Origin of the sequence: Micromonospora sp. HM134 (genome assembly GCF_007833915.1) — a bacterium.
GTDB classification, from domain to species: Bacteria; Actinomycetota; Actinomycetes; order Mycobacteriales; family Micromonosporaceae; genus Micromonospora; species Micromonospora wenchangensis.
The window spans coordinates 34,730-51,325 of record NZ_CP041061.1 but is presented as its reverse complement, the minus strand read 5'-3'; the positions used below and the strand labels follow the sequence as shown (position 1 = coordinate 51,325).

Annotated in this window: 20 protein-coding genes; 8 read left to right on the top strand and 12 right to left on the bottom strand. The window is 73.5% G+C overall.

Going from position 1 to position 16,596, the window contains the following annotated elements:
• Positions 1–41: 41 nt before the first annotated feature.
• Positions 42–875 (top strand): hypothetical protein, encoded by an 834-nt coding sequence (locus FJK98_RS00260; RefSeq protein ID WP_145917211.1) that lies wholly within the window; start codon positions 42–44, stop codon positions 873–875.
• Positions 876–920: 45 nt separating this feature from the next.
• Here FJK98_RS00260 and FJK98_RS00255 read toward each other — a convergent pair whose 3' ends face one another.
• A complete protein-coding gene (locus FJK98_RS00255; RefSeq protein ID WP_145917210.1) occupies positions 921–2,258 on the bottom strand; it encodes an acetyl/propionyl/methylcrotonyl-CoA carboxylase subunit alpha in 1,338 nt (445 codons plus the stop codon).
• 104 nt (positions 2,259–2,362) lie between these two features.
• Positions 2,363–2,977 (bottom strand): TetR/AcrR family transcriptional regulator, encoded by a 615-nt coding sequence (locus FJK98_RS00250; protein ID WP_145917209.1) that lies wholly within the window; start codon positions 2,975–2,977, stop codon positions 2,363–2,365.
• Between the two features lie 175 nt (positions 2,978–3,152).
• On the opposite strand from FJK98_RS00250, the gene FJK98_RS00245 reads away from it, so the two are divergent.
• A complete protein-coding gene (locus tag FJK98_RS00245; protein WP_145917208.1) occupies positions 3,153–3,575 on the top strand; it encodes a hypothetical protein in 423 nt (140 codons plus the stop codon).
• Here FJK98_RS00245 and FJK98_RS00240 read toward each other — a convergent pair.
• The 5 genes from FJK98_RS00240 to FJK98_RS00220 form a co-directional block, all read right to left on the bottom strand.
• Positions 3,547–5,154: an alpha/beta hydrolase gene (locus tag FJK98_RS00240; protein WP_145922489.1), complete on the bottom strand. Its 1,608-nt coding sequence runs from the start codon at positions 5,152–5,154 to the stop codon at positions 3,547–3,549. The two genes, FJK98_RS00245 and FJK98_RS00240, sit on opposite strands and share 29 nt — an antisense overlap.
• A gap of 217 nt (positions 5,155–5,371) precedes the next feature.
• Positions 5,372–6,274, bottom strand: coding sequence for a sulfurtransferase (locus tag FJK98_RS00235; RefSeq protein WP_145917207.1), 903 nt, complete (start codon positions 6,272–6,274; stop codon positions 5,372–5,374).
• A 131-nt stretch (positions 6,275–6,405) separates the two neighbouring features.
• On the bottom strand, positions 6,406–6,993 hold the full coding sequence (locus FJK98_RS00230) for a hypothetical protein (protein ID WP_240762526.1): 588 nt from the start codon (positions 6,991–6,993) through the stop codon (positions 6,406–6,408).
• 5 nt (positions 6,994–6,998) lie between these two features.
• Positions 6,999–7,769, bottom strand: coding sequence for an SGNH/GDSL hydrolase family protein (locus FJK98_RS00225; RefSeq protein ID WP_145917206.1), 771 nt, complete (start codon positions 7,767–7,769; stop codon positions 6,999–7,001).
• 283 nt (positions 7,770–8,052) lie between these two features.
• Complete coding sequence (locus FJK98_RS00220; protein WP_088647209.1) at positions 8,053–8,370, bottom strand: hypothetical protein; 318 nt, start codon at positions 8,368–8,370, stop codon at positions 8,053–8,055.
• Positions 8,371–8,582: 212 nt separating this feature from the next.
• Here FJK98_RS00220 and FJK98_RS00215 point away from each other — a divergent pair, with 212 nt between their 5' ends.
• Together FJK98_RS00215 and FJK98_RS00210 are read left to right on the top strand one after the other, a co-directional pair.
• A complete protein-coding gene (locus tag FJK98_RS00215; RefSeq protein ID WP_145917205.1) occupies positions 8,583–9,386 on the top strand; it encodes a helix-turn-helix transcriptional regulator in 804 nt (267 codons plus the stop codon).
• Positions 9,377–9,571: a DUF397 domain-containing protein gene (locus FJK98_RS00210; RefSeq protein ID WP_145917204.1), complete on the top strand. Its 195-nt coding sequence runs from the start codon at positions 9,377–9,379 to the stop codon at positions 9,569–9,571. The genes FJK98_RS00215 and FJK98_RS00210 overlap by 10 nt, the downstream gene beginning before the upstream one ends.
• Before the next feature lie 48 nt (positions 9,572–9,619).
• Here the strand turns inward: FJK98_RS00210 and FJK98_RS00205 are convergent, their stop codons facing one another.
• Positions 9,620–10,354, bottom strand: a complete 735-nt coding sequence (locus tag FJK98_RS00205; protein ID WP_145917203.1) for a class I SAM-dependent methyltransferase — start codon at positions 10,352–10,354, stop codon at positions 9,620–9,622.
• Positions 10,355–10,580: 226 nt separating this feature from the next.
• Between FJK98_RS00205 and FJK98_RS00200 the strand changes: the two genes are divergently transcribed.
• The 4 genes from FJK98_RS00200 (at position 10,581) to FJK98_RS00185 (ending at position 14,079) form a co-directional block, all read left to right on the top strand.
• On the top strand, positions 10,581–12,377 hold the full coding sequence (locus FJK98_RS00200) for a proline--tRNA ligase (protein WP_145917202.1): 1,797 nt from the start codon (positions 10,581–10,583) through the stop codon (positions 12,375–12,377).
• Positions 12,378–12,435: 58 nt separating this feature from the next.
• The gene (locus FJK98_RS00195) at positions 12,436–12,855 is read left to right on the top strand and encodes a CBS domain-containing protein (protein WP_145917201.1); all 420 of its coding nucleotides are present in this window, start codon (positions 12,436–12,438) and stop codon (positions 12,853–12,855) included.
• Positions 12,856–13,000: 145 nt separating this feature from the next.
• Complete coding sequence (locus tag FJK98_RS00190; protein ID WP_145917200.1) at positions 13,001–13,426, top strand: SufE family protein; 426 nt, start codon at positions 13,001–13,003, stop codon at positions 13,424–13,426.
• 20 nt (positions 13,427–13,446) lie between these two features.
• Positions 13,447–14,079 (top strand): DsbA family protein, encoded by a 633-nt coding sequence (locus FJK98_RS00185; protein WP_145917199.1) that lies wholly within the window; start codon positions 13,447–13,449, stop codon positions 14,077–14,079.
• 105 nt (positions 14,080–14,184) lie between these two features.
• Here the strand turns inward: FJK98_RS00185 and FJK98_RS00180 are convergent, their stop codons facing one another.
• The 4 genes from FJK98_RS00180 to FJK98_RS00165 all read right to left on the bottom strand — a co-directional run bounded on the left by FJK98_RS00180 (position 14,185) and on the right by FJK98_RS00165 (position 16,573).
• Positions 14,185–14,733, bottom strand: coding sequence for a YbaK/EbsC family protein (locus FJK98_RS00180; protein ID WP_145917198.1), 549 nt, complete (start codon positions 14,731–14,733; stop codon positions 14,185–14,187).
• Between the two features lie 88 nt (positions 14,734–14,821).
• Positions 14,822–15,016 carry a hypothetical protein gene (locus FJK98_RS00175; RefSeq protein ID WP_145917197.1) on the bottom strand — a complete coding sequence of 65 codons (195 nt, stop codon included), beginning with the start codon at positions 15,014–15,016 and terminating at the stop codon, positions 14,822–14,824.
• 37 nt (positions 15,017–15,053) lie between these two features.
• Positions 15,054–15,839, bottom strand: a complete 786-nt coding sequence (locus FJK98_RS00170; protein WP_145917196.1) for an SDR family oxidoreductase — start codon at positions 15,837–15,839, stop codon at positions 15,054–15,056.
• An 89-nt stretch (positions 15,840–15,928) separates the two neighbouring features.
• Positions 15,929–16,573, bottom strand: a complete 645-nt coding sequence (locus FJK98_RS00165) for a GAP family protein (RefSeq protein ID WP_145917195.1) — start codon at positions 16,571–16,573, stop codon at positions 15,929–15,931.
• Positions 16,574–16,596: the final 23 nt, after the last annotated feature.

Here is a 16,596-nt window from a genome sequence, read left to right as displayed (position 1 = left end):
TACCTTCCCGGGTCTGACAGCTCCGTACGAAAGGTTCACCGATGCCCTCCCACCCCAGCACGCCCTCCCCGACCCGGGGACGGCACCAGCGGCACTGGCTCGTCCCGCGCGAGCACCTCGCCGCCGGATACGCGGCCCGGTACGGCTCGACGGCGGTGTCCGAGTACGCGCTGGCGGTCCGCGACCTCATCGAACGCTCCCCGGAGTTCGGGGCGGTCGACACCTGGAGCAGGTTGGCCGAACGGATCTGCCGCAACCGGCCGGGCCGGGACCGGGACACCTGGCGCAAGCGACTGTCCCGGCACTTCACCACCGAGACGAAGGGGCCGCCGTGGCAGACCGTGGTGCTGGTGGTCGAGTGCACCGTCGCGCCCGCCGACCGGCAGGCCACCCTGCGCCGGTTCGAACGGCTCTACGAGGCGGCCCGGGGTGAACCGCCGACGGACCGCCGGACGCCCACCGCCGACCCGACCGACCCCGGGGCCTTCCCACCGGACCCGGCCGGGGACGACGCCCGGACGCTGGTCGCCCACCTGCTCCGGGAGAACGCCTCGCTGCGTCGGACGCTGACCGCCCGGGAGGCCGAGATCAGCCTGCTGCGGGCCACCCTCGACGCCCCGGGGCGTCGACCGCCGGGCGGGCCACCCGGCGCCGGCCCGACGACGCCACGACGGCAGGCGTCGGCCGGGGCGGCCCACAAGGACCGCAACCCGGGGCACTTCCCGCCCGGCCCGACCCCGACCAACGACGCCCCGGCCGGCCGGCACCGCCCACCCCGGATCGACCCGGTGGCCCCCCGCCTCGACGTGGTGTTGGCACCGGCGTACCGCCCGACGTCGCGACCGCAACTGCCCGGCGGGACCCGGCCGGCCTGACCACGGGGTCCGGGTCGACGGACCCCGTGGTCGGCCACGCCGGGGTCAGCGCATCCGGCCGACGATGCCGGTGTCGTAGTCGCCGGAGACGAACTCCTCGTTGGTCAGCAGCTCGGCGAAGAAGGGCAGGTTGTTCTTCGGGCCGGCCACCGCGAAGCCGGCCACCGCCTGCCGGGCCCGCCCGATCGCCTCGGCCCGGTCCGCCCCGGTGACGACGAGCTTGGCCAGCAGGCTGTCGTAGAACGGGGTCACCGTGTTGCCGGCGACGTACCCGGAGTCGACGCGTACCCCCTCGCCGGTCGGCTCCACCCAGGTGCCGATGACGCCGGGGCCGGGCAGGAAACGCTTCGGGTCCTCCGCGTTGATCCGCAGCTCGATCGCGTGCCCGCGCGGGGTCAGCGCGTCCGGGTCGAACGTCGGCGGCAGGCCGGCCGCCACCCGCAGCTGCTCCTCGACGAGGTCGACGCCGTAGACCAGCTCGGTCACCGGGTGTTCCACCTGGAGCCGGGTGTTCATCTCCAGGAAGAAGAACTCCTGCGTGGCCGGGTCGAGCAGGCATTCGACGGTGCCCGCGTTGCGGTAGCCGACCGCCTCGCCGGCCCGTACTGCGGCGGCCAGGAGCCGCGCCCGCAGCTCCGGCGACACCGCCGGGGAGGGGGACTCCTCGACCAGTTTCTGGTTGCGCCGCTGCACCGAGCACTCCCGCTCGCCGAGCGCCACCACCCGGCCGTCGGCCAGGCCGAGAATCTGCACCTCGACGTGGCGTACCCGGGGAAAGTAGCGCTCGATGAGCACCGAGCCGTCGCCGAACATCCGCTCGGCGAACGCGCGGACCTTGTCGTACTCGGTGCGCAGCGCGGTCTCGTCGGCGGCCACCGCCATGCCCATCCCGCCGCCACCGGCGGCGGCCTTGACCATCACCGGGTAGCCGATCTCCGTGGCGGCGGCGACCGCCGCGTCGAGGTCGGTGGCCGGCTCGGTGGTGCCGGGCGCGACCGGCACCCCGGCCGCCGCCATCAGGTTCCGCGCGTTGATCTTGTCGCCCATCGCGGTGATCGCGTCCGCGCCGGGCCCGACCCAGACCAACCCACGGGCCTGCACCGTACGGGCGAAGTCGGCGTTCTCCGACAGGAAGCCGTAGCCGGGGTGGACCGCCTGCGCGCCGGTGGACTCGGCGGCGGCCAGGATCGCCTCCACGTTGCGGTAGCTCTGGGCCGGGTTCGCCGGACCCACGCACACCGCCTCGTCGGCCTCGACCACGAACGGCAGGTCGGCGTCGGCCTCCGAGTGCACCGCGACCGCCCGCACACCGAGCCGCTTCGCGGTACGGATGATCCGACGGGCGATCTCGCCCCGGTTGGCGACCAACAGCGACTCGATCATGTTTCCTCCAGCGTCCAGGGTGGGGACGGTTGCTCGACGTCCAGGGTGGGGACGGATGCCAGGAAACCACGGTCGGGCCGTCGGCCACGAGTCGGGCGGGAGGGTCAGGAGTCGGTCTCGGCGAGCAGGGCGGCCAGCGCGGCGGCCCGCAGCAGCGCCGCCCGACGCCGCCGGTCGACCTCGCCGCCGAGGAACGGGGTCGAGTTCATCAGGCCGAACGCGGCGTGCGCCAGCACCCGCGCCTCGCCGTCGGGCAGCCCCGGGTGCAGCGCGGTCAGCACGGTCACCCACTCCTCGACGTACAGCCGTTGGAGTTTGCGGATGCGGCGACGCGGCTCGTCCGGGAGGCGGTCCAACTCGTGCAGGTGCAGGGCGATCACGGCCGGGTTCGCCAGCGCGAAGTCGACGTGGAAGTCGATCAGGGACTCCAGCGCGCCACGCGGGTCACCCGGACGGCTGGCCGCCCGGTCCCGGCCACCGTCGAGCAACCCCTCGCTGACCGGGATCAGCGCGGCGGCGAGCATCGCCTCCTTGCCGGCGAAGTGGTGGTAGAGGGCGGGGCCGGTCACCCCGGCGGCCGCACCGATGTCGTCCATGGAGACCCCGTGGTAGCCGCGGGCGGCGAAGAGCCCGACAGCGATCTCCAGGATCTCGTCGCGCCTCGACCGGCGCCGGCCCGCGCTGCCTGCGCTGCCCCTAGCCTGCTGCCCCACAGTCACCTGGCAAGCGTAGACCTCGGGCCGGACACCGGGGCCCCTCGGTTACCCGCGGGTTCAGCAGGCGGACAGCGACCGCCGGGCGGGGTGCCGCCGGTGGCCGCCGGGTCGGGTGCCGCCGGTGATCGCCGGACGGCGTGCCCCGCCGGCCCTAGCCTGGGAGGGGAGGGAGGGTGGGATGACGGCACGACGGCCGGACCGGTCGCTGCTGCTCGCCGGTGGCCTGCTGGTCGGCGCGGGCCTCTTCGACGTGCTGTCCGGGATCGGCGACGTCGACAGCGGCGACGTCTACGTCTCGCTGCACGCCGACGGGCTGGTCTTCTACGACCTCACCAACTGGGCCTGGCTGCACGTGGCGAGCGGGGTGCTGCTGGTGGCGACCGGCCTGGTCGTCGCGTTCGCCCGCCGCCGCTGGGTGACCGCCGCCATGGTGGTCGGGGCGGCGGTCGTCGTCGTACACCTGCTGTTCGCGCCGTACCACCCGATCGAGGCGTTGATCGTGGTGGGACTGACCCTCGCCGCCGTCCGGCTGGTCGTCCGGCACCGGCACGGCAGCCGGGACGACGCGCAGCTCACGAAGGCTGGCAGACCTTCCCGGTGAAGGACGGGTCCGGCTGGCGGACGTCGTTCCAGGCCGGGTTGACCCGGATCGCCAGTGGTGGCGCCTGCCAGCCCGCGCCGAGCTGCTGGAGCAGCGGATACTCCCGCCGCATCCGGCTCTCCGGCACCCCGGCGAGGAAGTGGATCAGACGGTCCTGGACCAGGGACCGGCCCAGCAGCCCACCGTGCACCCCGGGCATCTGGAACACCGGGATACCGGTGTACTCGCCCGGCGGCGCCTCGGTGGCCGTGGTGGTCGGCAGGAAGGCCACCATCCGCACGCCCGGCACCGGGCACATCGACTGGTTACGGTAGAAGGGCGCGTTGTCCAGCAGGGAGCGGATGAACGGCTCGTCCGGCCCGGCGTCGGTGACCCCGAACAGTTCGATCGTCCCGAGCAGGACCCGTAGCTGCCAGCCGGTGGCCACACCCCAGCCGTGGGCCGCCCCGGCCGGCGGGTAGTACGCCCGTCCCGCGTTGATCAACGGGCTGAACATGACCAGCGTGTCCACCGCCGGGTGCGGGCGCTGGGCGAGGTAGGTGCGGGCCAGCATCGCCCCCTCGCTCTCCCCGACCAGCGCCACCGGCCGGCCGGTACGCCCGTGCAGGCGGTCCACCTGCGTCCGGAGCAGGGCGGCCCCGCTCTCCAGCGACCGGTTGGTGTCCGACGACCGGTACGGCAGCGGTCGACCGTCCCCGCCCAGCCCCCGGTAGGAGAACCGTTCCACGTTCGCGTCGACGGGCGGGGTGCCGTCGTAGGTCGACCCGTGGCCGGCGAGGACGATCACCGCGTGCCGTACGTCGGCCGGCAGCCGCTGCCCGAGCACCACCTGCTCGATCGTCACCCCGGCCGGGACGACCTGCACCAGCACGGGGATCGTCAGCGGCACGGCGAGGGCCAGCGCGACGGCGATCGGGGTGACCGGCACCCGCGCCCAGCGCACCCGGGGGGCCAGCACGGCGACGTGCACGGTGCGTTCCCAGAGCAGCCCGTTGGCCGCCCCGGCGAGCAGCGCGACGGGCACCGTCCACCAGCCGGGGACGCTCCAGCACAGCGCGCTGGCCACGGTGATCACCACGAAGTTCAGCAGCGACCAGCCGACCAGGGAGATCGACGGCAACCCGCGCCACCACGGCCCGACCACGGCGGCGCGTTGCAGGAACGGCGCGAGCAGGAACATCGGCAGCAGCGAGGCGAGCAGCACCCAGGAGAGCGCGACCACCGAGGCGGCCACCGAGATCAACGCCCACGGGGCGACCAGCGCGGTGACCACGGCGGACAACCCGAGGTTGCGGCCGAGCAGCCAGCGCAGGCCGGGCCGGTCCACCCCGGCGGGCCAGGCGAGCGCGACCAGCCCGGTGGTGAGCAGCGCCCGGAACCCGATCACCAGCAGCAGCCCGACCAGGAAGTCGGGCCACGAGTCGTGGTAGACGTACAGCCAGCGCAGGTCGTGATAGGTGTCGTACGGCCAGACGGCGGTGACCTGGGAGGACAGCCCTTCGGCGGCGACGAACCCGAGGTGGACCAGCAGCACCGCCTCGATCGCCGGGGGCACGGCGGCCAGGGCGCACAGCGCCATCAGCCGGGCTCGCGGTCTGCGCACGCCCTGTCTCCTCACCGGGTGTCCGGGGCCCCACCAGCAGATTCCCCTGCCCGACGCCCCCTGTCGGGGGGAACCGCCGATTTACCGCCGGACGGGCGCGCGACGCAACAGGGCGGATGTCGCGGTGTCCCCGATCCGGGATACCGCGACATCCGCCCAGGTGCGGCCGTTGCCCGGCCGTGCGGAGGGCTGGTCAGCCGGCCAGGCCGCCGGGCTGGTCGCCCCGGACCACGGGGGCCCGGACCAGGTTGCCCCACTCGGTCCACGAACCGTCGTAGTTGCGTACCTGCGGGAAGCCCAGCAGGTGGTGCAGCACGAACCAGGTGTGGCTGGACCGCTCACCGATCCGGCAGTACGCCACCACGTCGTCTGCCGGGCTCAACCCGAGCTGGTCGGTGTAGATCGCCCGCAGCTCGTCGGCCGACCTGAAGGTGCCGTCGTCGTTCGCGGCGGACTTCCACGGCTTGCTCACCGCGCCCGGAATGTGCCCGCCGCGCAGCGCGCCCTCCTGCGGGTAGTCGGGCATGTGCAGCATCTCGCCGGTGTACTCGCCCGGCGAGCGGACGTCGACCAGCGGCCGGCCCGCCGCCACGTGCGCCATCACCTGCTCCCGGTACGCCCGGACCGGCGCGTCGTTGCGCTGCGGCACCGGGTAGTCGGCGCGCGGACGGACCGTCTTGTCCCGGGTCAGCTCGCGTCCCTCGGCGATCCACTTCTGCCGGCCGCCGTCGAGCAGCCGCACGTCGGGGTGGCCGAACAGGGTGAACACCCACAACGCGTACGCGGCCCACCAGTTGAAGTTGTCGCCGTAGAAGACCACCGTGTCGTCGCGGCCGATGCCCTTGGCCGCGCACAGTTCGGCGAAGCTCTCCGCGTCCAGGTAGTCCCGGGTCACCTGGTCGTTCAGCTCGGTGTGCCAGTCGACCTTGACGGCCCCCGGGAGGTGACCGGTGTCGTAGAGGAGCACGTCCTCGTCGGATTCGACCACGACGAGGCCCTCGTCGCCGAGGTGTTCGGCCAACCACTCGGTGGTGACCAGCCGCTGCGGGTCGGCGTACGACTGGAGGCGGGGATGCGGATCACTCGGCACAGACATGAGCCCCAAGCTACGCCGCGATCGCCCCCACCGGCCGGCCAATGGGACCGGCCGCGCTGGTCCCGCTACGCGCGGGCCCGGGCGAGCAGGCTGTCGACGGCGGCCGGCACCGGCACCAGTCGGCCGGCCGCTCAGGCCCGGCGATGGACCAGCCGGCCGGCGACGACGGTGGCGAGGCAGCGGCCGTCGTCGGCGAAGACGGCCAGGTCGGCGCGGCTGCCGGCGGTGAGCGTGGGAGGCCGTGCCGTATCGAGGACGGCGACGTCGTTGCGGGTCGCCGCCGCCCGGAGCGCCGGGTCGGTGAGGTACGCGGCGAGCACCGCGCCGACCCCGGCCCGGAGCAGGGCGTGCACCCGTTCACGCGGGCTGGCCGCCGGCGGCAGCGGCCCGTCGTGCACCAGCGCCGGCCCGAGAATGCCGGTCCACCGCCGCACCCGCACCTCCGGGTACGCCCGGGTCAGCTCGTCGGCCGGACCGACCGCCTCGATCCGGTCGCCGTCGACCAGCACCGCCCAGCCCGACAGCGGCCCGCCGCCCCGGGCCTGCCCGCCCGGAAGTGGGCCGCCGTCCCCCCGGTCCGCCGGGCCCGGCAGTGGCCTGCCGACGCCCCGGTCCGGCTGGTCCGGCGGCGGGAGATCGTCGATCAGGACCGGCTGGTCCGGCGGCGGGTCGTTGTCAAGGGTGAGTCGCAGCAGCGGGGCGATGTGGATCGTCTGCATCTCCGTCAGTCGGCGACCGGGCCGAGGATCGGGCGTTTCGCGGTGACCGTGTCGCCGGAGGAGCGGCCGGTGAGCCGGCGGGTGATCCACGGGGCCAGGTGCCGGCCGACCCAGCGCAGGTCGGAGGCGCGGGCGGCGAGCCACGGGGTGGCGGCCGGGTGCTCCGGCACCAGCAGCCACTCCTCGTCGCAGCCCACCCCGAGTGCGGTCAGCACCTGGGCGGCGACCCGCCGGTGCCCGGCGGCCGACAGGTGCAGCCGGTCGGGGCTCCAGAGCATCGGGTTGAGCCGGTACGTGTCGTCGGCGAACAGGTCGATCAGGATCGCGCCGTGCCGCTCGGCGGTCTCGCCGACGACCCGGTTGACCAGCTCGATCCGGGGTGAGACGAGACGCTGGCCGGGCAGCCGGGCCAGTACGTCGGCGAACCGGAAGAGGATCACGTCGGCACCGTTGGAGCGTAGCCGGGCCACCACGGCGTCGAACCGGGTCGCCAACGCGTCCGGGTCGAAGGTGCGCCGCAGCACGTCGTTGCCGCCGGCCGCGAAGCTGATCAGGTCGGGTTTCATGGCGAGCGCGGCGGGCACCTGCTCGGCGACGACGCTCGGGAAGAGCCGCCCCCGGATGGCCAGGTTCGCGTAGCCGAAGTCCGGGCCGGCCTCGGCGGCCAGCCGGGTCGCCACCAGGTCCGCCCAGCCCCGGTAGGTGCCGTCCGGGTACGCGTCGTCCATGCCCTCGGTGAAACTGTCCCCGACCGCCACGAAGCTCCGCCAGCGCACGCCGCCCCCTCATGCCCTCGTTGCCTGCGGCGACCAGTGTGTCACCGGCCCGTTCCTGGACGCCGCCGCCCACCGCCCGAACGTGGCGCAGGTCATCGACCATCACTCCGTACCCCTGAGCGACTCATCTGGGGCGGCGTTGATCGACGCACTTAGGTCGGGGTGATCGACTCGCTTGGGCCGACACAGCGGTGTCCCGCACCTCCGGACACCGCTGTGTCGACCCCACGCCGCCGCCCGCTCTACCCCGGCCCGCTCGGCCCGGTGGGGGCGGGGTGTCCGGTCACCTGCGGTAGGGGGCCCAGGCGACGAAGCGCTCGAACAGGTCACGCGGCGTCGGCCCGTCCTGCGGGTTCAGCCGGAACAGGTCGTGGCTCGCCTCGTGATAGAGCCCGGACAGGTAGACGGCCAGGTCGACGGGGTGTGCGTCGTACTCGATGCGGAGCAGCAGCCGGGCCTCGGCGCACGGCCACGGGCCGCCGCAGGCCCGACACACCCACAGTGGTCGCAGCGGCAGGTGCGGCCGGCCGCCCGGCGGGTGGGAGCGGGGCCGGTCGGCGTACGGGCCGAGGCGGGGCACCGGAAACGGACGGAAGTTCACCGGTCTCGACCTCCTGGTGGTGATGGGATGGGGCCGCCCCTGCACGGGGGCTGCCCTGCGGCGGGCCGGACGGAAGGCGACCCGCTGGTGACATTCTGGTGATGACACCACTACTGTCGGAAGGCGTCGACGCCGGCCTGGGCGAGGCCGGGTCGACGGCGAGGGCCGCCCGGTCGGACCGGGGAGGCGGCCGGGACAACCGTGGAGGACGTGTGGAAAGTGAACCGACCGCCGACCTGATCCGGGCACAACTGCGCAGACTGCGGCTGCACGCTGAGCTGAGCCAGGAGGAGTTCGGCAGGCTGGTCCACTTCTCCGGCTCCCAGATCTCCGCCATCGAGCTGGGCCAACGCCCGTTCGACAGGCTGTTCCTCAAGCGGGCGGACGAGGTCCTGACGACCGGCGGGCTGCTCACCTCACTGCTCAGGCTGGCCGAGCGCTACTCGCAACCGAACTGGTTCCGGCCCTGGCTGGAGGCCGAACGCCAGGCACAGCAGCTCTGGTGTTACCACCCGACGCTCGTTCCGGGCCTGTTGCAGACGGAGAACTACGCCCGTGCCGTGATCCGGGCCGACGACATGCTCAGCGACGACGAGGTGGAGCGGCGGCTCGCGGTCCGGTTGGACCGGCAGAGCGTGCTCAGCCGTCCGCAGCCGCCGAAGCTGATCGCGGTGGTCGAGGAGGCGGTGCTCCGGCGCGCGGACGAGAGCTTCCGGGGCCTGATGGTGCAGCAGATCGCCCATCTGCTGGAGTGCGTCGACCAGCCGAACGTCAGCATCCACGTGATACCCGCCGAGGTCAGCACCCACGTGGGCCTCGCCGGCCCGTTCACGCTGGCGCTCGGCAACGACAGCGGTTGGGTCGGCCATCTGGAGAACCAGCTCAGCGGTACCACGATCGACAAGGACGGGGAGCTGACTATCCTGATCTCGCGGTGGGAGAGCGTCCGCAGCGAGGCCCTGCCCCACAACCAGTCGGCACTGCTGATGAAGGAAGTGATGACGTCATGGAGCTGACCGGTGCCACCTGGCGCAAGTCCACCCGCAGCGGCAACGGAGAGTGCGTCGAGGTCGCCGACGACCTGCCCGGCGTTGTCGGGGTGCGCGACAGCAAGGACCCGACCGGTCCCGTCCTCACCTTCGACCGGCGGGCCTGGCGGTCGTTCGTCGCCGCCACCGGCAACGGCGTCGGCGTCCACTGACCCGGCCCGGCTTGCCGAGGGCAGCCGGCCACGGCCGGGGGCCGGCGGCTAGGGCAGGCGGTAGACGGAGACGTGGGAGCGGGATTCGGCGGTGAACTCGCCGCCGGCCCAGTCCGCGTGCCGGCTCTCCAGGGTGAACCCGCCGAGCTGCCCCATCAGGTCCAGCTCGGCGGGCCAGACGTAGCGGTGCGGGGTACGGAACAGCTCCGCCTGCCGGCCGTCGCCGAACCGGAAGTGGTGGGACACCACGTGCTGCGCCAGCACGTCGTAGGTGTCCAGGCCGACGTAGCCGGGTTCGGAGTGCCACACCACGGCCTGCTGACCGGGTGGGAGTTTGCGCAGCTCGGGCACCCACAGTTCGACGACGAACCGGCCACCGGGGGCGAGGTGGCGGGCGGCATTGCGGAAGCAGGCCACCTGTTCGGCCTGGGTGAGCAGGTTGGCGATCGTGTTGAAGACGAGGTAGACCAGGGAGAACTCACCGGGGGCGACCGTGGTGGCCATGTCGCCGGGGACCACCGGGACGGTGGCCGCGTCCACCTTGGTGCGGAGCTGCACGATCATCGGGGCGGACAGCTCGATACCGGTGACCGGCACCCCCCGGGCGGCCAGCGGGACGGCGACCCGGCCGGTGCCGACGGCGAACTCCAGCGCCGGCCCGTCACCGGCGAGGGCGGCCAGCCGGTCCACCGTCGGCCCGAGCACGTCGGGTGCGAACATCCCCTCGCCCGGCGTGTCGTAGTGCCGGGCGGCCTCGGTGTCCCAGATCTCCTCCTGCCGCATGCCCCCGATGCTCACCCGCCCCGGAAAACCATGTCCATCGAATTACCGTCCCGGTTCCCGGTCCCGCCCGACCCTCCGCCCCTCGCCTCGGTGATCAAGAGGTTTGCGTCACCCCGCCCCGGAATCCTGACGCGAACCTCTTGATCACCAGAGGAGGCGAGGGGGTGGGAGGGCGGAGGGCGGAAAGGGATCGCTGGGGTGGGGGGTGCGGTCTTACGCTGCGTCGATGTTGCTTCGTACGTCGACCACCCTGCTGCGGACCCTGCGCGAGGACCCGGCGGACGCGGAGGTGCCGAGCCACCGGCTCCTGCTGCGCGCCGGTTACATCCGACGCGTCGCCCCGGGCGGGTACGCCTGGCTGCCGCTGGGCAAACTCGTGCTGGACCGGGTCACCGAGATCGTCCGGTCGGAACTGGCCGCGATCGGCGACCAGGAGGTGCACTTCCCGGCGCTGCTGCCGGCGGAGCCGTACCGGACCAGCGGCCGGTGGACGGAGTACGGCGACGACATCTTCACCCTCGCCGACCGGCGGGGCGCCGAGCACCTGCTCGCCCCGACCCACGAGGAGATGGCGACGCTGCTGGTCAAGGACCTGGTCTCGTCGTACCGGGACTTCCCGCTGACGATCTTCCAGATCCAGACGAAGTTCCGCGACGAGGCCCGCCCCCGCGCCGGGCTGCTGCGCGGGCGGGAGTTCCTGATGAAGGACGCCTACTCGTTCGACCTGGACGACGACGGCCTGCGCGCGTCGTACGCCCGGCACCGGGCCGCGTACCAGCGGGTCTTCGACCGGTTGGGGCTGGCGTACACGGTGGTGCGGGCGGTCTCCGGGGCGATGGGCGGCTCGGCCTCGGAGGAGTTCCTGGCCGGCACACCTGTCGGTGAGGACACCTACGTCGGCTGCACGGCCTGCGACTACGCGGCGAACACCGAGGCGGTGACGACCCCCGCCCCGGCCGTCGGCGACCCGGACTCGCACCGCACCGCCGAGGTGCACGACACCCCGGAGACGCCGACCATCGCCGCGCTGGTGGACCTCGCCAACGAGCGGAAGCTCGCCGGGCGGCACGACTGGACCGCCGCCGACACCCTGAAGAACGTGGTGCTGACCGTACGCCGACCCGGCGCGGAAACCCCCGAGGTGCTGGTGATCGGGCTGCCCGGCGACCGGGAGGTGGACCTCCGGCGGGTCGCGGCGGCCCTGCACCCGGCCGACGTCGCGGTCTTCGACGACTGGGCTGCCCATCCGGAACTGGTCCGGGGTTACCTCGGGCCGCAGGTGCTGGCCGGGCTCGGCCTGCGCTACCTGGTCGACCCCCGGGTGGTCACCGGCTCCGCCTGGCTGACCGGCGCCAACGAGCCGGGACGGCACGCCACCGACGTGGTCTGCGGGCGGGACTTCGTCCCCGACGGCACCATCGAGGCGGCCGAGGTACGCCCCGGTGACCCCTGCCCGGCCTGCGGCACCACCGGGACCACCGGAGCCGACGACGGCGGCAACGGCGGCGGGCTGACCATGCGACGGGGCATCGAGATCGGGCACATCTTCCAGCTCGGCCGCCGGTTCACCGACGCGTTCACCCTCGACGTGCCGGGCGCGGCGGGCACACCGGTCCGGCCCACCATGGGCTGCTACGGCATCGGGGTGTCCCGGGCGGTCGCGGCCATCGCCGAACAGCACCACGACGAGCGGGGGCTGGTCTGGCCGGCGGCGGTCGCGCCGTGCGACGTACACCTGGTGGTGGCCGGCAAGGGGGCGCAGCTCGACGCGGCGCTCGACCTCGGCGGCCGGCTGTCGGCGGCCGGCCTGCGGGTGCTCGTCGACGACCGGGCCACCGTCTCGGCCGGGGTGAAGTTCACCGATGCCGAGCTGATCGGCATCCCGTGTGTCGTCGTGGTCGGCCGCCGACTCGTCGACGGGTACGTCGAGGTGCGCGACCGGGCGACCGGCGGGCGCGACGAGGTGCCGTGGGACGGCCTGGCCGACCAACTGCTGAGTCGGGTTCGCGGCAACGGGGTGTAGCGGGCGCGCCACGGGGTACCGAAGTCGGATCGACCACGGGTGTTGTACGGAGGCTCTCATGTACCGGGTCAGTGACGTGATGACGAAGCAGGTGGTCTACCTGCCGGCGGAGACCACCCTGGACGAAGCTGCCAGGGTGATGAAGGAGGCCGACATCGGGGACGTGGTGGTCACCGACGGCTCCACGCTGGCGGGTCTGCTGACCGACCGGGACATCGTGGTCCGGGCGGTGGCCGAGTGCAGCGACCCGACCAGCACCACGATCGGCTCGATCATCACCCGGGAGGTGGTGATGATCGAGCAGCACTCCACGGCCGGGGAGGCGGCGGCGCTGATGCGCGAGCGCAACATCCGGCGCATCCTCGTCTGCGACAACGAACGCAAGCTCGTCGGCATCGTCTCCCTGGGCGACCTGGCGATGCAGCTCGACCCCAGCTCGGCGCTGGCCGACATCAGCGAGGGTGCCCCGAACAACTGAGCGGTCCGGGGTGACAGCGGAACCACCCGGGTGACGCGGCCGGGGGCGGGTGGCCAGGCACCCCCGGCCGGGTCGGCGGAGCGCGTGCCGACCGGATGGCGGCGGTGCCGGGCGGCTGCGCCGGAGGCGGCAGTAGCCTGGCGGAATGCCCGAGATGCCGACGAAGCTGGCCGAGATCGTCGAGGAGTTCGCCGACGCGCCCCGCGACGTGGTGCTGGAGATGCTGCTGGAGTACGCCGACGTGGTCCCGCCGCTGCCGGCCGGGGTGGACCGCGACGACCTGGAGCAGGTCCCCGAGTGCCAGACGGCGTTCTTCCTGCGCGCCGAGGTCGCCCCGGACGGCACGGTGACCACCGTGTTCGACTGCCCACCGGAGGCGCCCACCACCCGGGCCTTCGCCGGCATCCTCGCCGAGGGGCTGGCCGGGGCGAGCGCCGCGCAGGTGCTGGACGTGCCGGACGACCTCTACCAGCGGATGGGCCTGGCCCAGGCGATCAGCCCGCTGCGGGTACGCGGCGGCACCGCGATCCTGGCCCGACTCAAGCGACAGGTACGGGAACAAGTGGGCTGAGCTGCGGGTTGTCTCCGGTCATGGAGATCGAGATCTACGCCGACGTGGTCTGCCCCTGGTGCTACATCGGCAAGCGCCGCCTCGAACAGGCCCTGGCGTCGTACGACGGTGAGGTGACCGTCCGGTACCGGCCGTTCCAGCTCGACCCGTCGCCGGTGACCACGCCCCGACCGCTGCTCGACGCGCTGGCCGCGAAGTTCGGTGGCCGGGAGCGGGCCGAGTCGATGGCCGGCCAGGTGACCCAGGTGGCCGCCGGGGTGGGGCTGACGTTGAACTTCGACCGGGCGGTGAGCGCCAACACCTTCGACGCGCACCGGCTGGTCCGGTTCGCCGACGGGCACGGTCGGGCGGGTGAGCTGGTCGAGGCACTCTACCGGGCGCACTTCACCGACGGGGTCGACGTCGGTTCCCCGGAGGCGTTGGTGGCGTTGGCCGCCTCGGTCGGGCTGGACGAGGCCGAGGCGCGCGAGTACCTGACCTCGAACGCGGGCCGCCGCGAACTGGCCGCCGACCTGACCACCGCCCACCAGCTCGGGGTGACCAGCGTGCCGACGTTCGTCCTCGCCGGCAAGTACGGCGTCACCGGCGCGCAGGAGCCCGAGACGCTGCTCGCCGCCCTGACCGAGGTCGCCCAGCGGGAGTCGGCCGCCTGACGCCACCCCGACGGCACCGCCGCCCCGGCAGCACCGCCATCCCGGCGGGGGCGGCATCGACCGGCACGATGTTTCACGTGCAACAACATCGATTGAAGGGAATGGCTAGGCGGGCCGGGACAGGTCCTCCACCACCCGCGCCCCGGGCAGCGCGCCGAGCGCCGGTCCCGGCAGGGCGATCTTGCTGTGCCGTACGCCGGAGCCGATGATCACGTGCGGGGTGGCGATCACCCGGGCGTCGACCAGGATCGGCCAGGACTCGGGGAGCCCGATCGGGGTGATCCCGCCGTACTCCATCCCGGTCGACTCGACCGCCTCGGCCATCGGGGCGAAGCTCGCCTTGCGCACGTCCAGCGTCCGGCGGACCACCCCGTTGACGTCGGCCCGGGTGGTGGCGAGCACCACGCAGGCGGCGTACCGGATCTCGCCCTCCCGCTTGCCGGCGATCACCACGCAGTTCGCCGACACGTCCAGCCCCACCTCGTACGCCGCGCAGAAGGCGGCCGTATCGGCCAGGGTGGCGTCGATCGGGGCGACCAGGACGGCGTCGACGTCGACGGGCGCCTGCGCCGGCCACGCCGTCAGCGCGGCGGCCACCGGTGCCGCCAGCAGGTCGGGGCGGGTCCGGGCGGGTTCGGTCTGCAACGTTCCCATCACGGCAGCGATCCTCGCACCCCCGGCGGCGGGCCGCCCGGCGGGCCACCCCGCAGGCCACCGGGGGTGCCGCCACGGGTCCGGCAGGTCAGTTGCCGCCGAGGAAGCTGTTCTCCCGCAGGAACGCCCGGTCGTCGGCCGACGCCGACTGCGCACCCCGCAGCGCCTGGGGCCGACGGGCCTCCAGATCCTCCATGCCGTGCCGCACGGCGAGACGGATCACCCCGTAGAGGAAGACCAGACCGAAGACGTAGAGCAGCACCGTGACGACGAAGACCACCATGGGGTCACGGTAGGCAGGACCGGAACCCGTAGCAGGCTCATCTTCGGCCCGTTCCCCCGTACGTGTCGGCCAGGTGATCGGCCCAGGTCCGGCGACCGGTCGGGACGGCGGTCGTGGTCAGCGCACCCGCCCGCAGCTCCCGACCCAGCCGCCCCGGCAGACGTACCGGCAGCAGGGGACGGCGGGAACGTCGGGCCGCCCGCCAGGCGCGGACCGCCTCGTCGAAGCGGAGCACCTGCGGGCCGCCGTACTCCTCGACGCCGGTCAGCGGGCCGACGCCGAGCCGTTCCACGAGCCGGGCGGCCACCTCGTGCTGGTCGACCGGCTGGGCCAGCACCGCCGGGTCACCCGGCACCGGGCCGAGCCGACCCACCGTCCGCAGCAGCCGGTCCAGGAAGACCGGGAACTGGGTGGCCCGCAACACCGTCCACGGCACCGGCCCGGCGGCCACCACCTGCTCCGCCGCCAGCTTGTGCCGGTAGTACGGGATCGGCACCCGGTCCACGCCGACGATCGAGACGTACACCAGGTGACCCACCCCGGCGTGCGCGGCGGCCAGGGCCAGCCGGCGGGTGCCCGACACGTCCACCCGGTGCGTACGCGCACCCCCGCCGGGCCGCGACGCCAGGTGCAGCACCGCGTCCACCCCGGCGACCGCCGCGGCCACCCCGACGCCGGTGCCCAGGTCGGCGACCATCCACTCCACCGCCGGATCGTGCCGGGGACGCCGGCTCATCGCCCGCACCGTGCAACCGTCACCGAGCAGCCGGGGCAGCACCGCCCGGCCCAACGTCCCACCGGCACCCGTCACCAGCACCCGCATGCCCGCTCCCTCCACCCGACGGACCGCCCGCCCGACGGACCGACGGGCCGGCCACCCGGAACGTGACACCGACCCGGACCGGCACGGCCTCACCTGAGCAGGTCGACGACGGTCAGCACGAGGAAGAACGCCACCACCGCCTCGCTGATGATCCACGAATGCCGGTCCGCCCAGTCGCGCATCCGGGGCAGCACCCGGTCCGCCCGGTCACCGAGCAGCAGCAACGCCAGCAGCGGCAGCGCGAGCAACAGCAGGGTCAACAGCACGAACGGCACCAGGTGCCACCACGGCAGCCCGTGCCGGGCGGCGGTCGCCCCGACCGTCACCATCGTCAGGTCGTCGGAGGGCATCACCACGAACAGCAGCAGGCCCAGCCGGAACGCGTACCCGAAGCCGGCGTGCTGGAGGCGACCCATCCACGCCGGCTCCCCGGCCGAGTGCCGCCGCAGGAACACCACCACCGCCAACACCACCAGCAGTACCAGCACCACCCAGTCGATGACCGTCTCGACCGGCTTGCGACCACCCCCGCCGCCCCCACCGGCCGCGCCCCTGACCAGGCGGAAGATCAGCCAGGCGAGGGTCGTACCGGCGGACACCACGACCGCCGCGCCGGCCAGGAAACCCAGCGACGCCCGGCGGGGCCGGTCGCCGGAGGCGAGGAAGACCGCCGCCACCAGCTGCGTACCGGCCACCATCACCACGGCCATCGGCAGGATCGTCAGGACGTTCATCGCCCACCATCCTCGCCGCCGGG

Excerpts from the sequence above, each read along its gene's own strand:
- FJK98_RS00260 (WP_145917211.1), top strand. The coding sequence starts at position 42 with ATGCCCTCCCACCCCAGCACGCCCTCCCCGACCCGGGGACGGCACCAG.
- FJK98_RS00255 (WP_145917210.1), bottom strand. The coding sequence starts at position 2,258 with ATGATCGAGTCGCTGTTGGTCGCCAACCGGGGCGAGATCGCCCGTCGG.
- FJK98_RS00245 (WP_145917208.1), top strand. The coding sequence starts at position 3,153 with ATGACGGCACGACGGCCGGACCGGTCGCTGCTGCTCGCCGGTGGCCTG.
- FJK98_RS00240 (WP_145922489.1), bottom strand. The coding sequence starts at position 5,154 with ATGGCGCTGTGCGCCCTGGCCGCCGTGCCCCCGGCGATCGAGGCGGTG.
- FJK98_RS00235 (WP_145917207.1), bottom strand. The coding sequence starts at position 6,274 with ATGTCTGTGCCGAGTGATCCGCATCCCCGCCTCCAGTCGTACGCCGAC.
- FJK98_RS00230 (WP_240762526.1), bottom strand. The coding sequence starts at position 6,993 with ATGCAGACGATCCACATCGCCCCGCTGCTGCGACTCACCCTTGACAAC.
- FJK98_RS00210 (WP_145917204.1), top strand. The coding sequence starts at position 9,377 with ATGGAGCTGACCGGTGCCACCTGGCGCAAGTCCACCCGCAGCGGCAAC.
- FJK98_RS00205 (WP_145917203.1), bottom strand. The coding sequence starts at position 10,354 with ATGCGGCAGGAGGAGATCTGGGACACCGAGGCCGCCCGGCACTACGAC.
- FJK98_RS00200 (WP_145917202.1), top strand. The coding sequence starts at position 10,581 with ATGTTGCTTCGTACGTCGACCACCCTGCTGCGGACCCTGCGCGAGGAC.
- FJK98_RS00195 (WP_145917201.1), top strand. The coding sequence starts at position 12,436 with ATGTACCGGGTCAGTGACGTGATGACGAAGCAGGTGGTCTACCTGCCG.
- FJK98_RS00190 (WP_145917200.1), top strand. The coding sequence starts at position 13,001 with ATGCCCGAGATGCCGACGAAGCTGGCCGAGATCGTCGAGGAGTTCGCC.
- FJK98_RS00185 (WP_145917199.1), top strand. The coding sequence starts at position 13,447 with ATGGAGATCGAGATCTACGCCGACGTGGTCTGCCCCTGGTGCTACATC.
- FJK98_RS00180 (WP_145917198.1), bottom strand. The coding sequence starts at position 14,733 with ATGGGAACGTTGCAGACCGAACCCGCCCGGACCCGCCCCGACCTGCTG.
- FJK98_RS00175 (WP_145917197.1), bottom strand. The coding sequence starts at position 15,016 with ATGGTGGTCTTCGTCGTCACGGTGCTGCTCTACGTCTTCGGTCTGGTC.
- FJK98_RS00170 (WP_145917196.1), bottom strand. The coding sequence starts at position 15,839 with ATGCGGGTGCTGGTGACGGGTGCCGGTGGGACGTTGGGCCGGGCGGTG.
- FJK98_RS00165 (WP_145917195.1), bottom strand. The coding sequence starts at position 16,573 with ATGAACGTCCTGACGATCCTGCCGATGGCCGTGGTGATGGTGGCCGGT.